Genomic DNA, 14,129 nt, shown 5'->3' with positions numbered 1-14,129 from the left:
GATATCAACTATACGTTCTTCTAGTCCTTCAAATTTATCTGTTTATCCTTTAACTATTTCTGGTATTTTACTTTTGTCATCATACTTCTAAAAATAAATCCGCACATAAAAAAGCATGACCGTTATGGTGGGCTACCCGTCAATAGGACAATGAAATAATGAATGATTTTTAGAACTACTCTTCGCTTCTTGAAGAGTAGTTTTTAACTTTTCTAAGAAACAACTACCGCGCTGCCGCTTGGTTGGTCATGCGTTTCAAACACAAAACAAAGGACGTTTTATGTTTGAAACGCACGAATGATTAGGCTGCTTCGTAATACAGATTGTGATACTCCATCGGTGTCAACACATGTAATTTTCGTTGATAGCGCCCATTGTTGTAATAGTCCATATAATTCGCAATCATCGTGACTAGTTCTGTACGACTCGTAAATTTCTTGCCGTAATATTTTTCTCGTTTGATCATTCCCCAAAACCCTTCCATCGGACCATTATCGATACATTTTCCAACACGAGACATGCTTTGCGTCATTTCAGCTTCAATGACTCTGTTATAAAAATTCTGATGCGTATATTGGAATCCACGATCGCTATGAAAGAGCGGGTGAGCATCAGGTTCTGTTTCGATTGCTTGATCGAAGGTATCAAAGGCAATATTCAGGTCATTGGTATCACTAATGACGTAAGAAACAATCCGACGATCATAGAGGTCTAAAATCGCGCTTAAATAAACCTTGTGGATTTCTGGTCCCTCATAATATTTGAATTCCGTTACATCCGTTAGCCATTTTTGATTCGGCGCTTCGGCAGTAAACTTACGATCTAAAATGTTTTCGGCGGTGTGGTAGGGATGATTCGCTCCTTTTGTAATACTGTTGGCAGAGTGTTTGATGGTCGACTGAATCCCTTCATGTCGGCAGATACGCAACACGCGTTTGTCATTGACATGAATATCGTGTTCTCGAAGCAAGTCATTATTAATCCCGCGATACCCTTTTTCAGGATGTTCATTATGAATGATCCGTATAACTTTCGCCAATTCCATGTTTTCTAGCGTCCGTTCACTATAGGGATGTTCGATCCATCGCAAATAAGCCGAACGAGTGACACTCATGATTTTACACATGGGTAAGATGGCATAGGCTTTTTCTTCGTGAAGTTCTTTGATTGCTTCGTAAGCAACTACTTTTCTGACTTGTCCTAGCGATCCCTTCTTTCTAATTCCTTTACTTTTTTTAACAGGTCGATCTCCATCTGTTGGTATTTTACTTGTTCTTCGAGTTGAGCGATTCTGATTTGCGCGTCTTCCTCTGGGGTGCGACTTTCTTGTTTGGCTTTTCGTTGTCCACGACGATCTTCTAAACCGGCCTTGCCTTTTTTTTCGTAACGCTTTACCCAATTGTAGAGATTGGCATATTTCACTTGGTATTTGACTGCGGTCCCGCTGTAATCATAGTCATTTGCGATACAATACAGGACCATTTCTACACGTTCTTCCAAACTGAATTTTTTTGTTTGTCTCACGTTGCTTCCACCACTTTCTGATTTGAAGTCTCCATGAGTATTATATCTCTTAATCCAGTCTCGAAGTTGAGTTGTACTTCTTAATTCGTATCTTTTAGCTACTCTCAATAGGCTGTCTGAGCCATTCAGATAATCAAGAACGGCTTCAAGTTTTAGTTCCTTTGAATATCCCTTATTCTTTCTTGTGGCAATCAACCCAGCAGGACCTTCGTTTTCATAAATTGCGCACCATCGTTTCAACGTAGTGGAACTAATTCCAGCTTCTTTAGCGGTTCGAGCTGATCCTCGTTCTCCATTCAAATACTGTTTAACAAACTGTACTCGTTTTTCCACAGTAAGTTTCATCTGTCTTTTTCCCATAATAAATACCCCTAACTAGGACTTAATTATTTCTTTGTCCTAGTTAGGGGTAGCATATCATTAAGAATCATGCTTTACTGGTTTAATAACATTATTTAGGCGACAAGCTCCCCAATTTGAGAATTTCCTTTTATTCCTGATTCAGCCAACTTATCATATACTCAAAATGCTGTTGGTTTGGCTCGATGATGTCCTGATGAGCCATCTGAGGGAGAATAAGCAGTTCAATATTATTCTTACTTAACAAATTCTTTTTAAAATAATTCAAAGTGGTTTCCACGTCTACTCGTACATCGTCGCTCCCATGAATAATTAAGCATTTCTCTACTGTTAATGGTAGATGCTCTTGAGGAGAAGCCTCAAGGAGCTCTTCTGCACGCACGCTATTTCCAAAATATTCCGTAACTGCAGCATCACCTAGTTCATTTTCATTGGTGTAAATTAGATCGGTTACTGGTGCTAATGCAATCACCTTATGCTTCTTCTCTGCATTCAAAAGCGCCAATTGTCCACCAACAGAATGACCAATCAGAACAATATCATAAGCTGGATACAATAGTTCTATTTTTTGAATCGCAGTTTTCACATCATTTAGAGGGGTAGGCCATAGATTCTTTTTTCCGCGGCGATATTCAATATTGCAAACTAAATAGCCCTGCGTAACAAAAAAAGTTTGCATCTTGGTTAATGTCTCCAAACTTTTTTCCTGTCTCCAATACCCACCATGAATCAGAACAATTACTTGATCCTTCTCCATGACTTCAGGTTCAGCGATTTGAATAACGCAGTCTTCTTCCTTTTGATAGGGATATTTTTTCAACGTTCTCACCATCCTATTGATCGTTTTCGTATCTTAAGTAAATTGTACCATGCTTATTGGATTAAAGTGGCTTTCTCATAAAAAACTAGGTTACAGCCAAATGGACTTTTGACCATAACCTAGATGCTGAACGTTTACTTTATCCCTTTTTGTTTCTGATAAAGCCAACAAGTCGCGGCGATTGAATTTACTTTATTCTGTAAAGCATCGGTTCTTGAGGTCATAATAAAAGGTTCCTGAGTACCTACAATCATGGATGCCGTTTCAAATCCTGCGTAAAAGTGAAGTGCTTTGCTTAAAGTGTTGGCCTCTTGCAAAGAAGAACCTACAAGGATATCTGCTGCTCCAGCCACTGAGCTGTGGATTCCTTTAATGTCAGCTGCTTCTTTCGAAATCGCATTATCCAGTGAAAGCGGGCCATCAATCACACAATCTTTTATTTGTCCTCGGTTATTCATTTGGACCAGGATTGCTCCCAATGTTGTATCAGGCATTTTTTCGCTGACAGTCTCCACTGCGCTTAATAATGCGACCTTCGGGTGAGAAATACCGAACGAATGCCCCACAGAAACAGCGTTCTCAATGATATCCTTCTTCACCGATAAATTTTGCTCAATATTAATCGCGCAATCCGTTAAAAATTTTAAAGTATGGGTATGATCTTGAAAGATCGTTATTTGACTAATTCGTTTGATTCTTTCGAAACCTTCTGCTTTGTTTAGAATCGCTCCCATAAACTCGGAAGTATGCAGCAATCCCTTCATTGGAATATCCGCCTGCTGCTCCTTAACCATTTTTATTGCTAGCTTAGCAGCATGCTTCGACTTTGGTTCATTGATGATATCAAAGTTGGCAGATTCTATTCCTCTTTTTTTCAAAAGCTCTTGAATACGACTTTCGTTCCCGATTAAAGTAAAAGTTGCGATTCCCTCTTTTGTTGCTCGATCTGCCAATAAAACCTCTTCCTCATCTGCCATCGCAATGACGATTTTTAACGGATCTAGTTCTCGTATTTTTGCATGCAGTTCCTTGAATGTTTTTATTTGCATCGTATCACCTGCCTTATTTATACTCTTTTACTTCAATATCACCTGAATAAGCCGGTATACATACGGCGCTTAATGCGTCAAGCTCATCAATATCCGGTTTAACAAAAATCGGAGCCATCCACCAAACATGTTTCTTAACAAAATCGACAAAGCGTTCAGAATTTGCTAATCCTCCAGTGATACCAATCGCATCAGGCTGCTCCCCCATTGCGGCGGCCGCTGCACCGATAGCTTTAGATACTTGAAAGGCCATTGCCTCAAAAACCTCTTGCGCTTGAGTGTCTCCCTTCATTATCCTTCTTTCAATTTCTTCTCCATTGTTTGTACCTAGATGAGCCATTAAACCGCCACCGCCATTTAACATATAGTCTAATTCATCATTGGTATATTTCTCTGACTGAATCATTTTTTTCCAATCTGCTGCTGGAAGTGTCCCACTACGATCCATTCCAAATGGCGCATCCCCATCTAAGCCATTTGTAATATCGATTACTTTGCCTTTTTTATGGGTTCCACAGGAGATACCCGATCCGAGATGGGTAATGACGATATTGATTTCCTCATACTTCTTATCCATCTTGGAAGCAATAAATCTGCCGAAAGCTTTATGACTTAACGCTTGAAAATAACTGTGACGAGCGATTTGTGGAAGTCCTGTATAGCGGGCAATCGGAATCATTTCATCTACACAAGGAGGGTCTGCAATCAGAGCCATTTTCCCATTTTCCTTCGCAAAATCCAAGGCAATCCCACAACCTAAATTGCATACATGCTGCCCATAATCTCCCGATCTCGCATCAGCTACCATCGCTTCATTCACTTCGTAGACGCCAGATTCCAGTGGCTTTACTGACGGCCCCCGAGAAATGAATAACTCAATATCATGAATCGAGAGTTGATGATTCTTTAGAAAATCAAGAATTCCTTGTTTTCGATAATCGTACTGCTCCCAAATCCTTTTGTATCCTTCAGTCTCTTTTGCAGGATGGCGAATCGTGTCGCTTAAAATCTTTTTATTTCCAACATAAATGGCAACTTTTGTAGAAGTTCCTCCTAAGTTCATTATCAATGCTTTCATCTCAAGCAGCCAACTTTCCTATTTATTGAAAATCTGCGACTAATTCTCTAAATTCTGCTTCATTTAATGTTCGATGGAGGGCAATTCCTTTGGCCTTCACAGCCATTAACAGATCCATTTTCTTGTCTTCTTCAACAGTCAGATCATAACGTTCTAACCAAACACGCAAATTGTCTTTTCCTGATTTCTTTCCTAAATCCAAGACTGGTTCTCGGTTACCTACAAGATCCCAACGATAAGGCAGCATAACAAGAGGATCCGACTTACGTGCATTTTCCCATAAGCTAGATGGCATTCCTGTTTCCCAACCAAAAATCGCATCACCGACTACTGGTGCCGTCGGATTGATAGGTTCGCGTGCCAAACGAGCCACTGTATCCGATAAATCTTTCAATTTAGATAAGTCCAAGCCCGTGTCTTGTCCATATAATGCTTCCAATGACAAAGCTACTTGCTCAAGCTGTGCTGATCCAGCTCGTTCACCAATACCATTCACTGTAACGTGAACTGCCGAAGCACCTGCTGATAAACCAGCCAAGGAAGTAGCTGTTCCTAATCCGAAATCGTCATGGAAGTGACACTCAATCGGGGTGCCTGGAAAACGCTCAATTAATTGTGAAATTCTCAAACGTGCACCTTCTGGTGATAATGCACCAAAGGTATCAACTAATGCCAGAGAATCCATATGACCACCGCCATCAACAATTGCTTGAACAGTGTCCATCAGAAAGTCCATGCTTGCACGTGAGCCATCTGCCGGGAAGAATAGTACCTTTAAGCCCAGTTCGTGTGCCTTTGCTGTTGCCTCGATCGCTGATTTTATCGCTTTTTCCGCGCCCCATTTGATTCCTTTAGCAAGTAAATGTTCACTTCCAGGAATTTCTGCAACTACACCATCTACTCCACATTCTTTGGCTAATTCCATATCCTTTACCATATTTCGAACAAAACAATAAATATCCGCCTTCAATCCCAAACTAGTGATTTCTTTGATAGCGTCCGCATCTTCTTGAGTTACTGCTGGGGTTCCCGCTTCAATCCGATGAACACCTACTGCATCCAATTTTTTAGCAATTTCAACTTTTTCTTCTTTGGTTAAAACAATCCCTGGTTGTTGCTCACCATCACGAAGCGTCGTATCTAAAAATTGGATCTGATCAACAAATTTGAATTGATTTGTCACCTTTTCATCATAATTTGAGGGACTTACCCACCATTTTCCTTCTTCTCTAAAACCCATCTACTTTTCCTCCTTAATTCTTTATAATAGTTTTATTCTGATAACTCAATTTCAGTAGAAATCTTATTTTTCTGATATTTGTATAATTGATAAGGTAATATAACTAAAAATGGAATTTCAAAAAGCGGAATATTGATTCGACCAATAATTCCGTAGGCAGTTGTAACGATTTGCGGAATACCAGCTCGTCCAAAATAGAAAGCCAAAATCGTTAAAATGCCTACAAGTAAAATTCTTCGTGCATTATAGCTAGAATTTTTCCAAACTTTGTGAACAAGCAATTGATAACGTTCAATCATCCCATATAAGTATCCGGCTCCAGTAGATAAAACTGCTAGGTAAGCAATTGCCGTATACAACAAACGCACCGTAAAACCTGCTCCAATAATATGATTTAGACTCCATAGAGTAGGTAAATCTTCCCCTGCGACATTTGGCATCCCCGCCGCAAAAATAATATTCATGGCAATTGTTGAAATAAATACCATCAAACTCCCTAGAACCGCTGTTCCTATAGAGTGCTTTCTCGTTTTCACCTGTCCTTTGGAAGCAGGGATCACCGCATCTATAAAGGCGACCATAATGTTGATGTAGAGAACGATTTGCATGAGAACTTGTGACATTGGCGCATTCATCGTTCGATTAGCCACATAAGTACTCATCCCTTCCCAAGAAGCAGGGACACCTCGCACTGCGATATAACTAATCAAAAGGATCAATGCGATAGCAATGAAGGAAGCTGAACGTAAAACAATTTTCTGTCCAGCAAGAATCAACAGAATCACTATTCCAAAGGTCAAGAGCCCCATTGCCACAGCCGAAACCTTAAAAAATTCTGACAGTAAACGTCCTCCAGTAGCAAAGGTCAATGCAGAAATCGTAATACAAGCCAGTATTGCTGAAAATTCTTTGACATTAGCAAAAAAGAAATTGAACTTTCCAAAAACACGGTCATAAAAAGAACGGAAATCATAAAGTTCAAAGGTGCGACAGTACTCCAGCACAAGGTAGCAAATCACTCCTGCGATAGTTGTCGTAAAAAGCGGACCAATAAATACCCCTAGCCATGACTGTCCTACGAAGAAACTGACAAGCTGCGCTCCGCCTGAAAATCCCGGACCAATATAAATCCCGAACCAGACAGAGGCTAATCCAAAAGAAACGAGCAAACTTTGAAACGTGCTTTCTTTTTTTTCCATTTCGCTGCTCCTTATAAATTCAATGCCTTCTTATTCAAGATATTTGGTGGGTTCTTTCCTTCCAGTACGTCTACTGCCGTTTGTGCTACCGAAGCAAAGAGTTCTTGATTTGCTTCAGCAGAATTATAGGCGATGTGGGGAGTAAGAATCACATTCTTCATTCCCACTAATGGGTTTGATACATCCTTCATTGGTTCTTCCGCCAGTGTATCTAATCCAGCACCTCCAACTTTTCCACTTTTTAGCGCGTCGATGAGATCATTGGTAACAATCAAACCACCACGAGCAGCGTTGATCAAAATAATGCCATCCTTCATCTTTTTGAATGCTTCAGCATTGATCATACCGGCTGTATCTTTCGTTTCAGGAAGATGCAGAGAGAGGATATCTGACTGTGCATACAAGGCATCAAGTTCAACCTGTTGGACCCCATTTTCTTTGAAGACTTCTGCTGAAACATATGGATCATAGGCGATTACGGTATAACCCAAACCTTGAAAATTACGAGAAATTTGTCTTGAGATATTTCCAAAGCCAACTAATCCAACTGTTTGAGCAGATGGACGACGCATTTTCTTCCCAAGTTCTTGATTCCAGACCCCTCGTCCAACAGCATCATCAAAATGTTTTAGTTGTCTAGTTAATGCTAGGGCCAATGCTGTCGAATGAATGGCAACTTCGGATATACAATAGGTGGTTACGTTACAAATTCTGATTCCCATTTTATTTGCGGCATCCATATCAAACTCATTGACACCAATCCCGTAACGGATCATCACCTTACAGTTTGTTAACTGACCGATACTTTTTTCAGTCATTTTCGTCGCTATGTTTAAAATAGCGTCTGCATCACTATACTTTTCTATTACTTCGTCTTCACTTTGACAAGTTCCCATAACAAATTCAAACCCAGCATCCTCAACAATCTTTCGTTCAATGGCATAATCGTATCCACTAATCACCTGTGAATCCAACAGTACAACTTTCATAAAAAAGCCTCCCTTTTTTCGAAAAAGAATGATGAAATGATTCAATGAACTTTGCGCAAAGTATTTATGAATACGTTTTCAAAAACATCGTAAGGTATTTTCTTAACTTTGTAAATACCTTTTTACAAGTTAAGAAATTCACTAACAATAAATGGAATTCCTGATTTTAAAAAAATAACCTCTTCTCACTCATAACAATGACACAAAAAAGCTAACTAGATCGAGAGATATCATCTTTTCATCTCTTTGTGAAAGAACATCTCGAAAGACATTACATCCGGTAATAAAGAACAAAAAATAATTATCGTATTTCGCTTTTTTCTAGATGTTTCTTCCCGTTTATAAGGTTCGTTGACAAAGATAGTCAAACTACTTTAAAATTAAGAGTGCCTTAGAACACAAAAAAACGTAACTATCTAAATGACTACCCGATAACTAAATTTGTTAGTTTGAATAAAGGAGCTCTTCGATGTTAACATCTAATAATATTTACTTTAAGATACAAGAAGTTGCCAAAATACTTGAGGTCGTCCCAGCTACTATTAGAAATTGGGAACAAAACGGTTTTTTTACTGCTAAACGAAGTGAAAATGGCTATCGAATCTTTGACCAACATGATATCGAAATGTTGATGAAAATAAAAAATTGGTCCGTAGACATGAAAATGGGAACACAGGCCGTGAAAATGATGGTAGATTCGTACAGCTTGAACGAAACAAATCCTTCCGAAGAAAACGCCTTAACTAAAAGTTTTCTCAGTGAAAAATGGAAAGAAAGCCGCCAAGCCCAAAATAAAACAATCAAGGAGGTTGCCGACGCGGTTGGGATCTCCACTTCCTATTTATCAAAAATCGAGAATATGCAGGTAAATCCCAGTATCGAGGTATTAAAAAAAATTGCTGATTATTACGGGGAAAATGTTCTTTATTATATTTCAACTGATCCTGAAGAAACCTCACAGTTGGTAAAAAAGGAGCATCGTGTTCAAATAATAGACGAAGAAGGCGGTCTATCCATTGAAAATCTGTTAAATCAAAATAATTCTCGACTCTCTTTTATGCTTTATACACTGCAGCCTGGATCGAAACGACCAACGCTTCAGCCCCACCCGGGAAATGAAATCGTATTCGTACTGTCTGGCAAAGTGACATTTACCATAGGAGAAAACACCGTTTATTATCTAGAGGAAGGGGACTGCTTAAGTTACAGCTCAAAAGAAAATCACAGCTGGTGCAATGAAAGTCAGGAAGAAACCCAATTACTCTGGTTTTATGAAAGGCTCGCTTGATATTTGTAAAAAAAGGTCTATCTACGGTTATAACCGTTTAGATAGACCTTTTTTCCTTCAATTTATTTCGACCATTTTCTGTATGAAATATCCAAAATTTGTAGATTAATTATAATTTCTAAATTTCTATTTTTATATTAACTATTTATTGATAGAATAATTGAAAGGAATATTGGAAAGGAGAAAATTATGCGTGGAACTATTTCTTCTGATCATCGTGTTTATCACTTCGAGTCTCCCTTCTATCTGCAGGGAGAAAATGGCTTAACGATTAGTCAGCTGCGAGCGCTCTTCATCAAAAATCTATTAAATAATCCGCGAGCAAAATACGTCACTGAGAACTATGCCCTTGAAAAGGATCATCGCCGAATCAGCATTTGGCGGAAAGATGGCAAAACTCTTTCTGAAGAAGAGTTGCTAAAAATCGATACCATCGTGCCTCAAATCTTTGAAACACATTAATATTGACTTTAAAATAATAGACTATTAAAAAGCATATGCATGAAGTGTATCCTCATGCGTGTGCTTTTTTGATCAACAAAAAAGCTCGACTCCTCAAAATGAAGATAATCGAGCACTGCCAATTAATTTTCCTTTTTCAAAAGCGTCAAAAACTGTTCGCCATAGTTATCAAGTTTGCTCTTCCCTACCCCTTTAATCTGCAAGAATTCTAAGGATGTTTGAGGCCGTTTTTCCGCCAATTCTGTTAATGTTTTGTCTGAGAAAATAACGTATGGCGGTAGATTTTTTTCTTGTGCCAATTGTGAACGCAGGCTTCGTAATTTTTCAAAAAGTTCATCATCCGCCACTAATTGCTTCACTGGTGCCTGCTTACGATAGACTTCTTTTTTGCCTAGCAGCACTGAGATTCCTTGTTCAGACACAGAGAGCAATGGGTATTGCCCTTTTGATGGGACCAGATACTGTTCTGCAGTGAGGTAATCGATCAAATTAGCTACTTCCTTTTGAGAATGCTCCTTCATCAATCCATAAGTTGGTAGTTGATGAAACTTCCATTGATTGATTTTTTGATCATTTGATCCAGTCAAAACTTTGGCAACTAACGCTTTGCCGAACTTTTCCCCCATTCGCTTCACACAGGACAACACCTTTTGCGCTTCGATGGTAATATCGACCTGCTCCCGCTCATCCAGACAATTACTGCATCTGCCGCAATCCGGCTGATCTTCTCCAAAATACTTTAAAATATAACGCTGCAAACACATCTGCGTGTGGGCATACTGATTCATCTCGCGTAATTTGGTATATTCGTTTTGCTGATACGTAATTTCTGATTGGGATTGCTCAATAAAATAATGCTGAATCTGAATATCTTGAGGCGCATACAGTAAGACAGCCTCACTGGGTAAGCCATCCCTTCCGGCACGACCAGCCTCTTGATAATAAGACTCCAAATTACCAGGGATTTGTGCATGAATAACGAATCGTACATTGCTTTTATTTATTCCCATGCCAAAAGCATTTGTCGCGATCATTACTTCGATCCGATCAAATAGAAAATCTTCCTGATTCTTCAATCGCTCATCTGGAGTCAAGCCACCATGATACTTTCCTACAGCGAATTCTTGATGCTTCAATAAATGATATAAGCGATCAACTTCCTTACGAGTAGAAGCATAAATGATCCCAGATTGTCCTTTGTTCAATTTTAAATACTCTAGCAAATAGAGATCCTTTTGTTCCTTTACGACTTGAAAGGCAAGATTTTCACGAGCAAATCCTGTTTTCACTTCATTTTCTTTTGCAATATGCAGCAAACTAGAAATGTCCTCTGCTACCTGTGGTGTCGCTGTTGCAGTCAAAGCAATGACGGTTGGCTGCTGGTCAAAATTTTCGATCGTCTCTGCCAACTTTAGGTAGCTCGGCCGAAAGTCGTGTCCCCACTGTGAAATACAATGGGCTTCATCCACTGCTAACAGCTCAATGGGAACGTAACGTAATAACTCACGAAAGTCCGCTGATTCCAAACGTTCAGGCGCAACGTATAATAATTTGATCTCACCACGAGCCGCTTGCCGCAAGCGATCATTCATCTCCAAATTGGATAACGTACTATTGATAAAAGCCGCGGGAATCCCAATCTCATTCAAACTGTCTACTTGGTCCTTCATCAAGGAAATCAAGGGAGAAATGACTAAGGTCAATCCTTCCAATACCAATGCCGGTAATTGATAGCAAATGGACTTCCCACCACCAGTCGGCATGATGCCTAAGACATTTTCCTTTTGCAGAACCTTTTGAATAATTTCTTTCTGGCCGCTTCTAAATTGCGTATAGCCAAATTTTTCTGCTAATAGTTCCTTCATTCGATCCATGCTGATATCCTCTCTCTAACTGTTGGTTCTACTTAAAAAATAATATGTACTGAAAAATGAGGCGACGGAGAGTCTCTTCCGCCGCCTCAAAAAATATGCACTATCGAATGTGAAAAATCTTTTTATTTCTTCTTCGGTTCATCCTCATCCATTTTCAGAACGGCCATGAAGGCTTCCTGAGGGACTTCGACTGAGCCGATTTGTTTCATTCGTTTTTTACCTTCTTTTTGTTTCTCTAGCAATTTACGCTTACGGGAAACATCCCCACCGTAGCATTTCGCCAATACGTTTTTACGTAAAGCCTTGATATCAGTACGAGCAACAATTTTTGTTCCGATTGTCGCTTGGATAGGCACTTCGAATTGTTGACGCGGAATCAACGTTTTTAACTTATCAACGATTGCACGTCCGCGTTCTTGAGCAAATTCACGGTGAACGATAAAGCTTAAAGCATCGACTTTTTCAGCGTTTAACAGAATATCCATTTTCACTAAGCGGCTCTCGCGGTAGTCCGCCATTTCGTAATCCAATGAAGCATATCCTTTAGTGCTTGATTTTAATTTATCAAAGAAATCAAAAACGATTTCTGACAGCGGAATATTGTAGACTACATTTACCCGATAATCATCCAAGTAATCCATCGTGATAAACTCTCCACGTTTACGCTGCGAAAGCTCCATTACCGCACCCACGTAGTCATTTGGAACCATGATATTTGCCTTAACAAAAGGTTCTTCCACGTTTTGAATTTTAGATGGATCTGGAAAGTCAGACGGGTTATCTACCACTAATTGTGTGCCATCTGTTAGGTTTACGTGATAAATAACTGATGGAGCAGTTGTAATCAATTCCAAATTGAATTCACGTTCCAAACGCTCCTGCACAACATCCATGTGCAACAAACCTAAGAAACCGCAACGGAAGCCGAAGCCTAAAGCTTGAGAAGTCTCTGGTTCAAATTGCAACGCCGCATCATTTAATTGTAATTTTTCCAGTGCTTCCCGTAAATCATTGTAGCGAGATGTATCGATTGGGTACAATCCGCAGAATACCATCGGGTTCATTTTGCGATACCCATCAAGGGCTTTTTCCGCTGGATTATTGGCAAGAGTCACTGTATCCCCGACACGAGTATCTTGAACAGATTTGATGCTGGCAGTAATATAGCCAACATCCCCCACCATTAAGTAATCGCGCTGGACTGCTTTTGGTGAGAAAACCCCTACTTCGGTTACGTCGAAAGTTTTTCCGTTACTCATCAATTGAATTTTGTCACCCGGTCGAACAATACCGTCAGTGATCCGAACATTCAAAACGACACCACGATAACTGTCGTAGACCGAGTCAAAGATCAAGGCTTTAAGTGGTGCTTCTAAATCACCGCTTGGTGCAGGAACATTTGTTACGATTTGTTCTAAAATTTCGCTGATACCAATTCCCGTTTTCGCGCTGGCTAAAACAGCATCTTCGGCATCAATACCGATTACGTCCTCGATTTCTTTGCGCACGCGTTCTGGGTCAGCGGCTGGAAGGTCGATTTTGTTGATAACAGGCAAAATCTCCAGATCATTATCTAAAGCTAAATAAACATTTGCTAGTGTTTGTGCTTCGATTCCTTGCGCAGCATCAACAACTAAAACGGCTCCTTCACAGGCAGCTAAGCTTCGCGATACTTCATAAGTAAAATCGACGTGTCCTGGTGTGTCGATCAAATGGAAAATATAGGTTTGTCCATCATTAGCTGTATAATGCAACTCAACAGCATTTAACTTAATCGTAATTCCCCGCTCACGTTCAAGATCCATTGAGTCTAACAACTGCTCTTGCATTTCACGGGAACTTACAGTATTGGTTTGTTCTAAGATTCGGTCAGCCAGCGTAGATTTGCCGTGATCGATATGGGCAATGATCGAAAAGTTTCGAATCATTTCTTGGCGTTTCTTCATTTCTTCTATATTCATCAAAGTTCCTCATTTCTTTTAATCAGCACTGTCAATTATACCAACGTTTCTAGTAGAAAAAAAGTCTTTTCCCCTATTTCTCAAAGTCGGTAAGAGAAAAATAATCCTGCTTTTGCTATACTTAGGATGTAATCCAAAATCAGCATTCAATTCTACTTCATGCTTTAGCATGCTAGTAGAATGACATACGTGATGAATATCAGATTTATTTTTCCTCAGAAAAATAATTACATTAATAGGAACTAGGATTTCAGTTCTACTTCATGCTTTAGCATGTTAGTAGAA

General features: G+C 39.5%; 12 protein-coding genes. 2 read left to right on the top strand and 10 right to left on the bottom strand.

Annotated features, from left to right (window positions below):
* Positions 1-301: 301 nt before the first annotated feature.
* The 8 genes from IGI50_RS07280 to IGI50_RS07245 all read right to left on the bottom strand — a co-directional run bounded on the left by IGI50_RS07280 (position 302) and on the right by IGI50_RS07245 (position 8,259).
* Entirely contained in the window at positions 302-1,222 is a 921-nt protein-coding gene (locus IGI50_RS07280) for an IS3 family transposase (protein WP_438777557.1), read from the bottom strand.
* Complete coding sequence (locus IGI50_RS07275) at positions 1,201-1,884, bottom strand: helix-turn-helix domain-containing protein (protein WP_010745472.1); 684 nt, start codon at positions 1,882-1,884, stop codon at positions 1,201-1,203. The genes IGI50_RS07280 and IGI50_RS07275 overlap by 22 nt, the downstream gene beginning before the upstream one ends.
* A 130-nt stretch (positions 1,885-2,014) precedes the next feature.
* Positions 2,015-2,704: an alpha/beta hydrolase family protein gene (locus tag IGI50_RS07270; protein WP_438776616.1), complete on the bottom strand. Its 690-nt coding sequence runs from the start codon at positions 2,702-2,704 to the stop codon at positions 2,015-2,017.
* A gap of 134 nt (positions 2,705-2,838) precedes the next feature.
* Positions 2,839-3,753, bottom strand: a complete 915-nt coding sequence (locus IGI50_RS07265; RefSeq protein ID WP_218257224.1) for a phosphate acyltransferase — start codon at positions 3,751-3,753, stop codon at positions 2,839-2,841.
* A 13-nt stretch (positions 3,754-3,766) separates the two neighbouring features.
* Positions 3,767-4,831, bottom strand: coding sequence for a butyrate kinase (buk, locus tag IGI50_RS07260; protein ID WP_311854771.1), 1,065 nt, complete (start codon positions 4,829-4,831; stop codon positions 3,767-3,769).
* A 22-nt stretch (positions 4,832-4,853) separates the two neighbouring features.
* The gene (locus IGI50_RS07255) at positions 4,854-6,071 is read right to left on the bottom strand and encodes a LeuA family protein (RefSeq protein ID WP_218257222.1); all 1,218 of its coding nucleotides are present in this window, start codon (positions 6,069-6,071) and stop codon (positions 4,854-4,856) included.
* 32 nt (positions 6,072-6,103) lie between these two features.
* On the bottom strand, positions 6,104-7,270 hold the full coding sequence (locus IGI50_RS07250; RefSeq protein ID WP_311854769.1) for a hypothetical protein: 1,167 nt from the start codon (positions 7,268-7,270) through the stop codon (positions 6,104-6,106).
* An 11-nt stretch (positions 7,271-7,281) separates the two neighbouring features.
* Entirely contained in the window at positions 7,282-8,259 is a 978-nt protein-coding gene (locus IGI50_RS07245; RefSeq protein WP_438776614.1) for a C-terminal binding protein, read from the bottom strand.
* A gap of 469 nt (positions 8,260-8,728) precedes the next feature.
* Between IGI50_RS07245 and IGI50_RS07240 the strand changes: the two genes are divergently transcribed.
* Complete coding sequence (locus IGI50_RS07240; RefSeq protein ID WP_438776613.1) at positions 8,729-9,547, top strand: helix-turn-helix domain-containing protein; 819 nt, start codon at positions 8,729-8,731, stop codon at positions 9,545-9,547.
* Positions 9,548-9,736: 189 nt separating this feature from the next.
* Entirely contained in the window at positions 9,737-10,009 is a 273-nt protein-coding gene (locus tag IGI50_RS07235) for a hypothetical protein (RefSeq protein WP_438776612.1), read from the top strand.
* A 122-nt stretch (positions 10,010-10,131) separates the two neighbouring features.
* Here the strand turns inward: IGI50_RS07235 and recQ are convergent, their stop codons facing one another.
* On the bottom strand, positions 10,132-11,883 hold the full coding sequence (gene recQ, locus IGI50_RS07230) for a DNA helicase RecQ (RefSeq protein WP_438776611.1): 1,752 nt from the start codon (positions 11,881-11,883) through the stop codon (positions 10,132-10,134).
* A 122-nt stretch (positions 11,884-12,005) separates the two neighbouring features.
* Positions 12,006-13,844 (bottom strand): translation elongation factor 4, encoded by a 1,839-nt coding sequence (gene lepA, locus IGI50_RS07225; protein WP_010744692.1) that lies wholly within the window; start codon positions 13,842-13,844, stop codon positions 12,006-12,008.
* Positions 13,845-14,129: the final 285 nt, after the last annotated feature.

Origin of the sequence: Enterococcus sp. DIV0170 (assembly GCF_051710765.1) — a bacterium.
In the GTDB taxonomy this organism is placed as follows: Bacteria; Bacillota; Bacilli; order Lactobacillales; family Enterococcaceae; genus Enterococcus_A; species Enterococcus_A raffinosus.
The sequence above is the reverse complement of the archived record's forward strand: the minus strand, read 5'-3'. Positions and strand labels throughout refer to the sequence as shown.

Coding starts and splice junctions, on each gene's coding strand:
- IGI50_RS07275 (WP_010745472.1), bottom strand. CDS start 1,884: ATGGGAAAAAGACAGATGAAACTTACTGTGGAAAAACGAGTACAGTTT.
- IGI50_RS07265 (WP_218257224.1), bottom strand. CDS start 3,753: ATGCAAATAAAAACATTCAAGGAACTGCATGCAAAAATACGAGAACTA.
- buk (WP_311854771.1), bottom strand. CDS start 4,831: ATGAAAGCATTGATAATGAACTTAGGAGGAACTTCTACAAAAGTTGCC.
- IGI50_RS07255 (WP_218257222.1), bottom strand. CDS start 6,071: ATGGGTTTTAGAGAAGAAGGAAAATGGTGGGTAAGTCCCTCAAATTAT.
- IGI50_RS07250 (WP_311854769.1), bottom strand. CDS start 7,270: ATGGAAAAAAAAGAAAGCACGTTTCAAAGTTTGCTCGTTTCTTTTGGA.
- IGI50_RS07245 (WP_438776614.1), bottom strand. CDS start 8,259: ATGAAAGTTGTACTGTTGGATTCACAGGTGATTAGTGGATACGATTAT.
- IGI50_RS07240 (WP_438776613.1), top strand. CDS start 8,729: ATGTTAACATCTAATAATATTTACTTTAAGATACAAGAAGTTGCCAAA.
- IGI50_RS07235 (WP_438776612.1), top strand. CDS start 9,737: ATGCGTGGAACTATTTCTTCTGATCATCGTGTTTATCACTTCGAGTCT.
- recQ (WP_438776611.1), bottom strand. CDS start 11,883: ATGGATCGAATGAAGGAACTATTAGCAGAAAAATTTGGCTATACGCAA.
- lepA (WP_010744692.1), bottom strand. CDS start 13,844: ATGAATATAGAAGAAATGAAGAAACGCCAAGAAATGATTCGAAACTTT.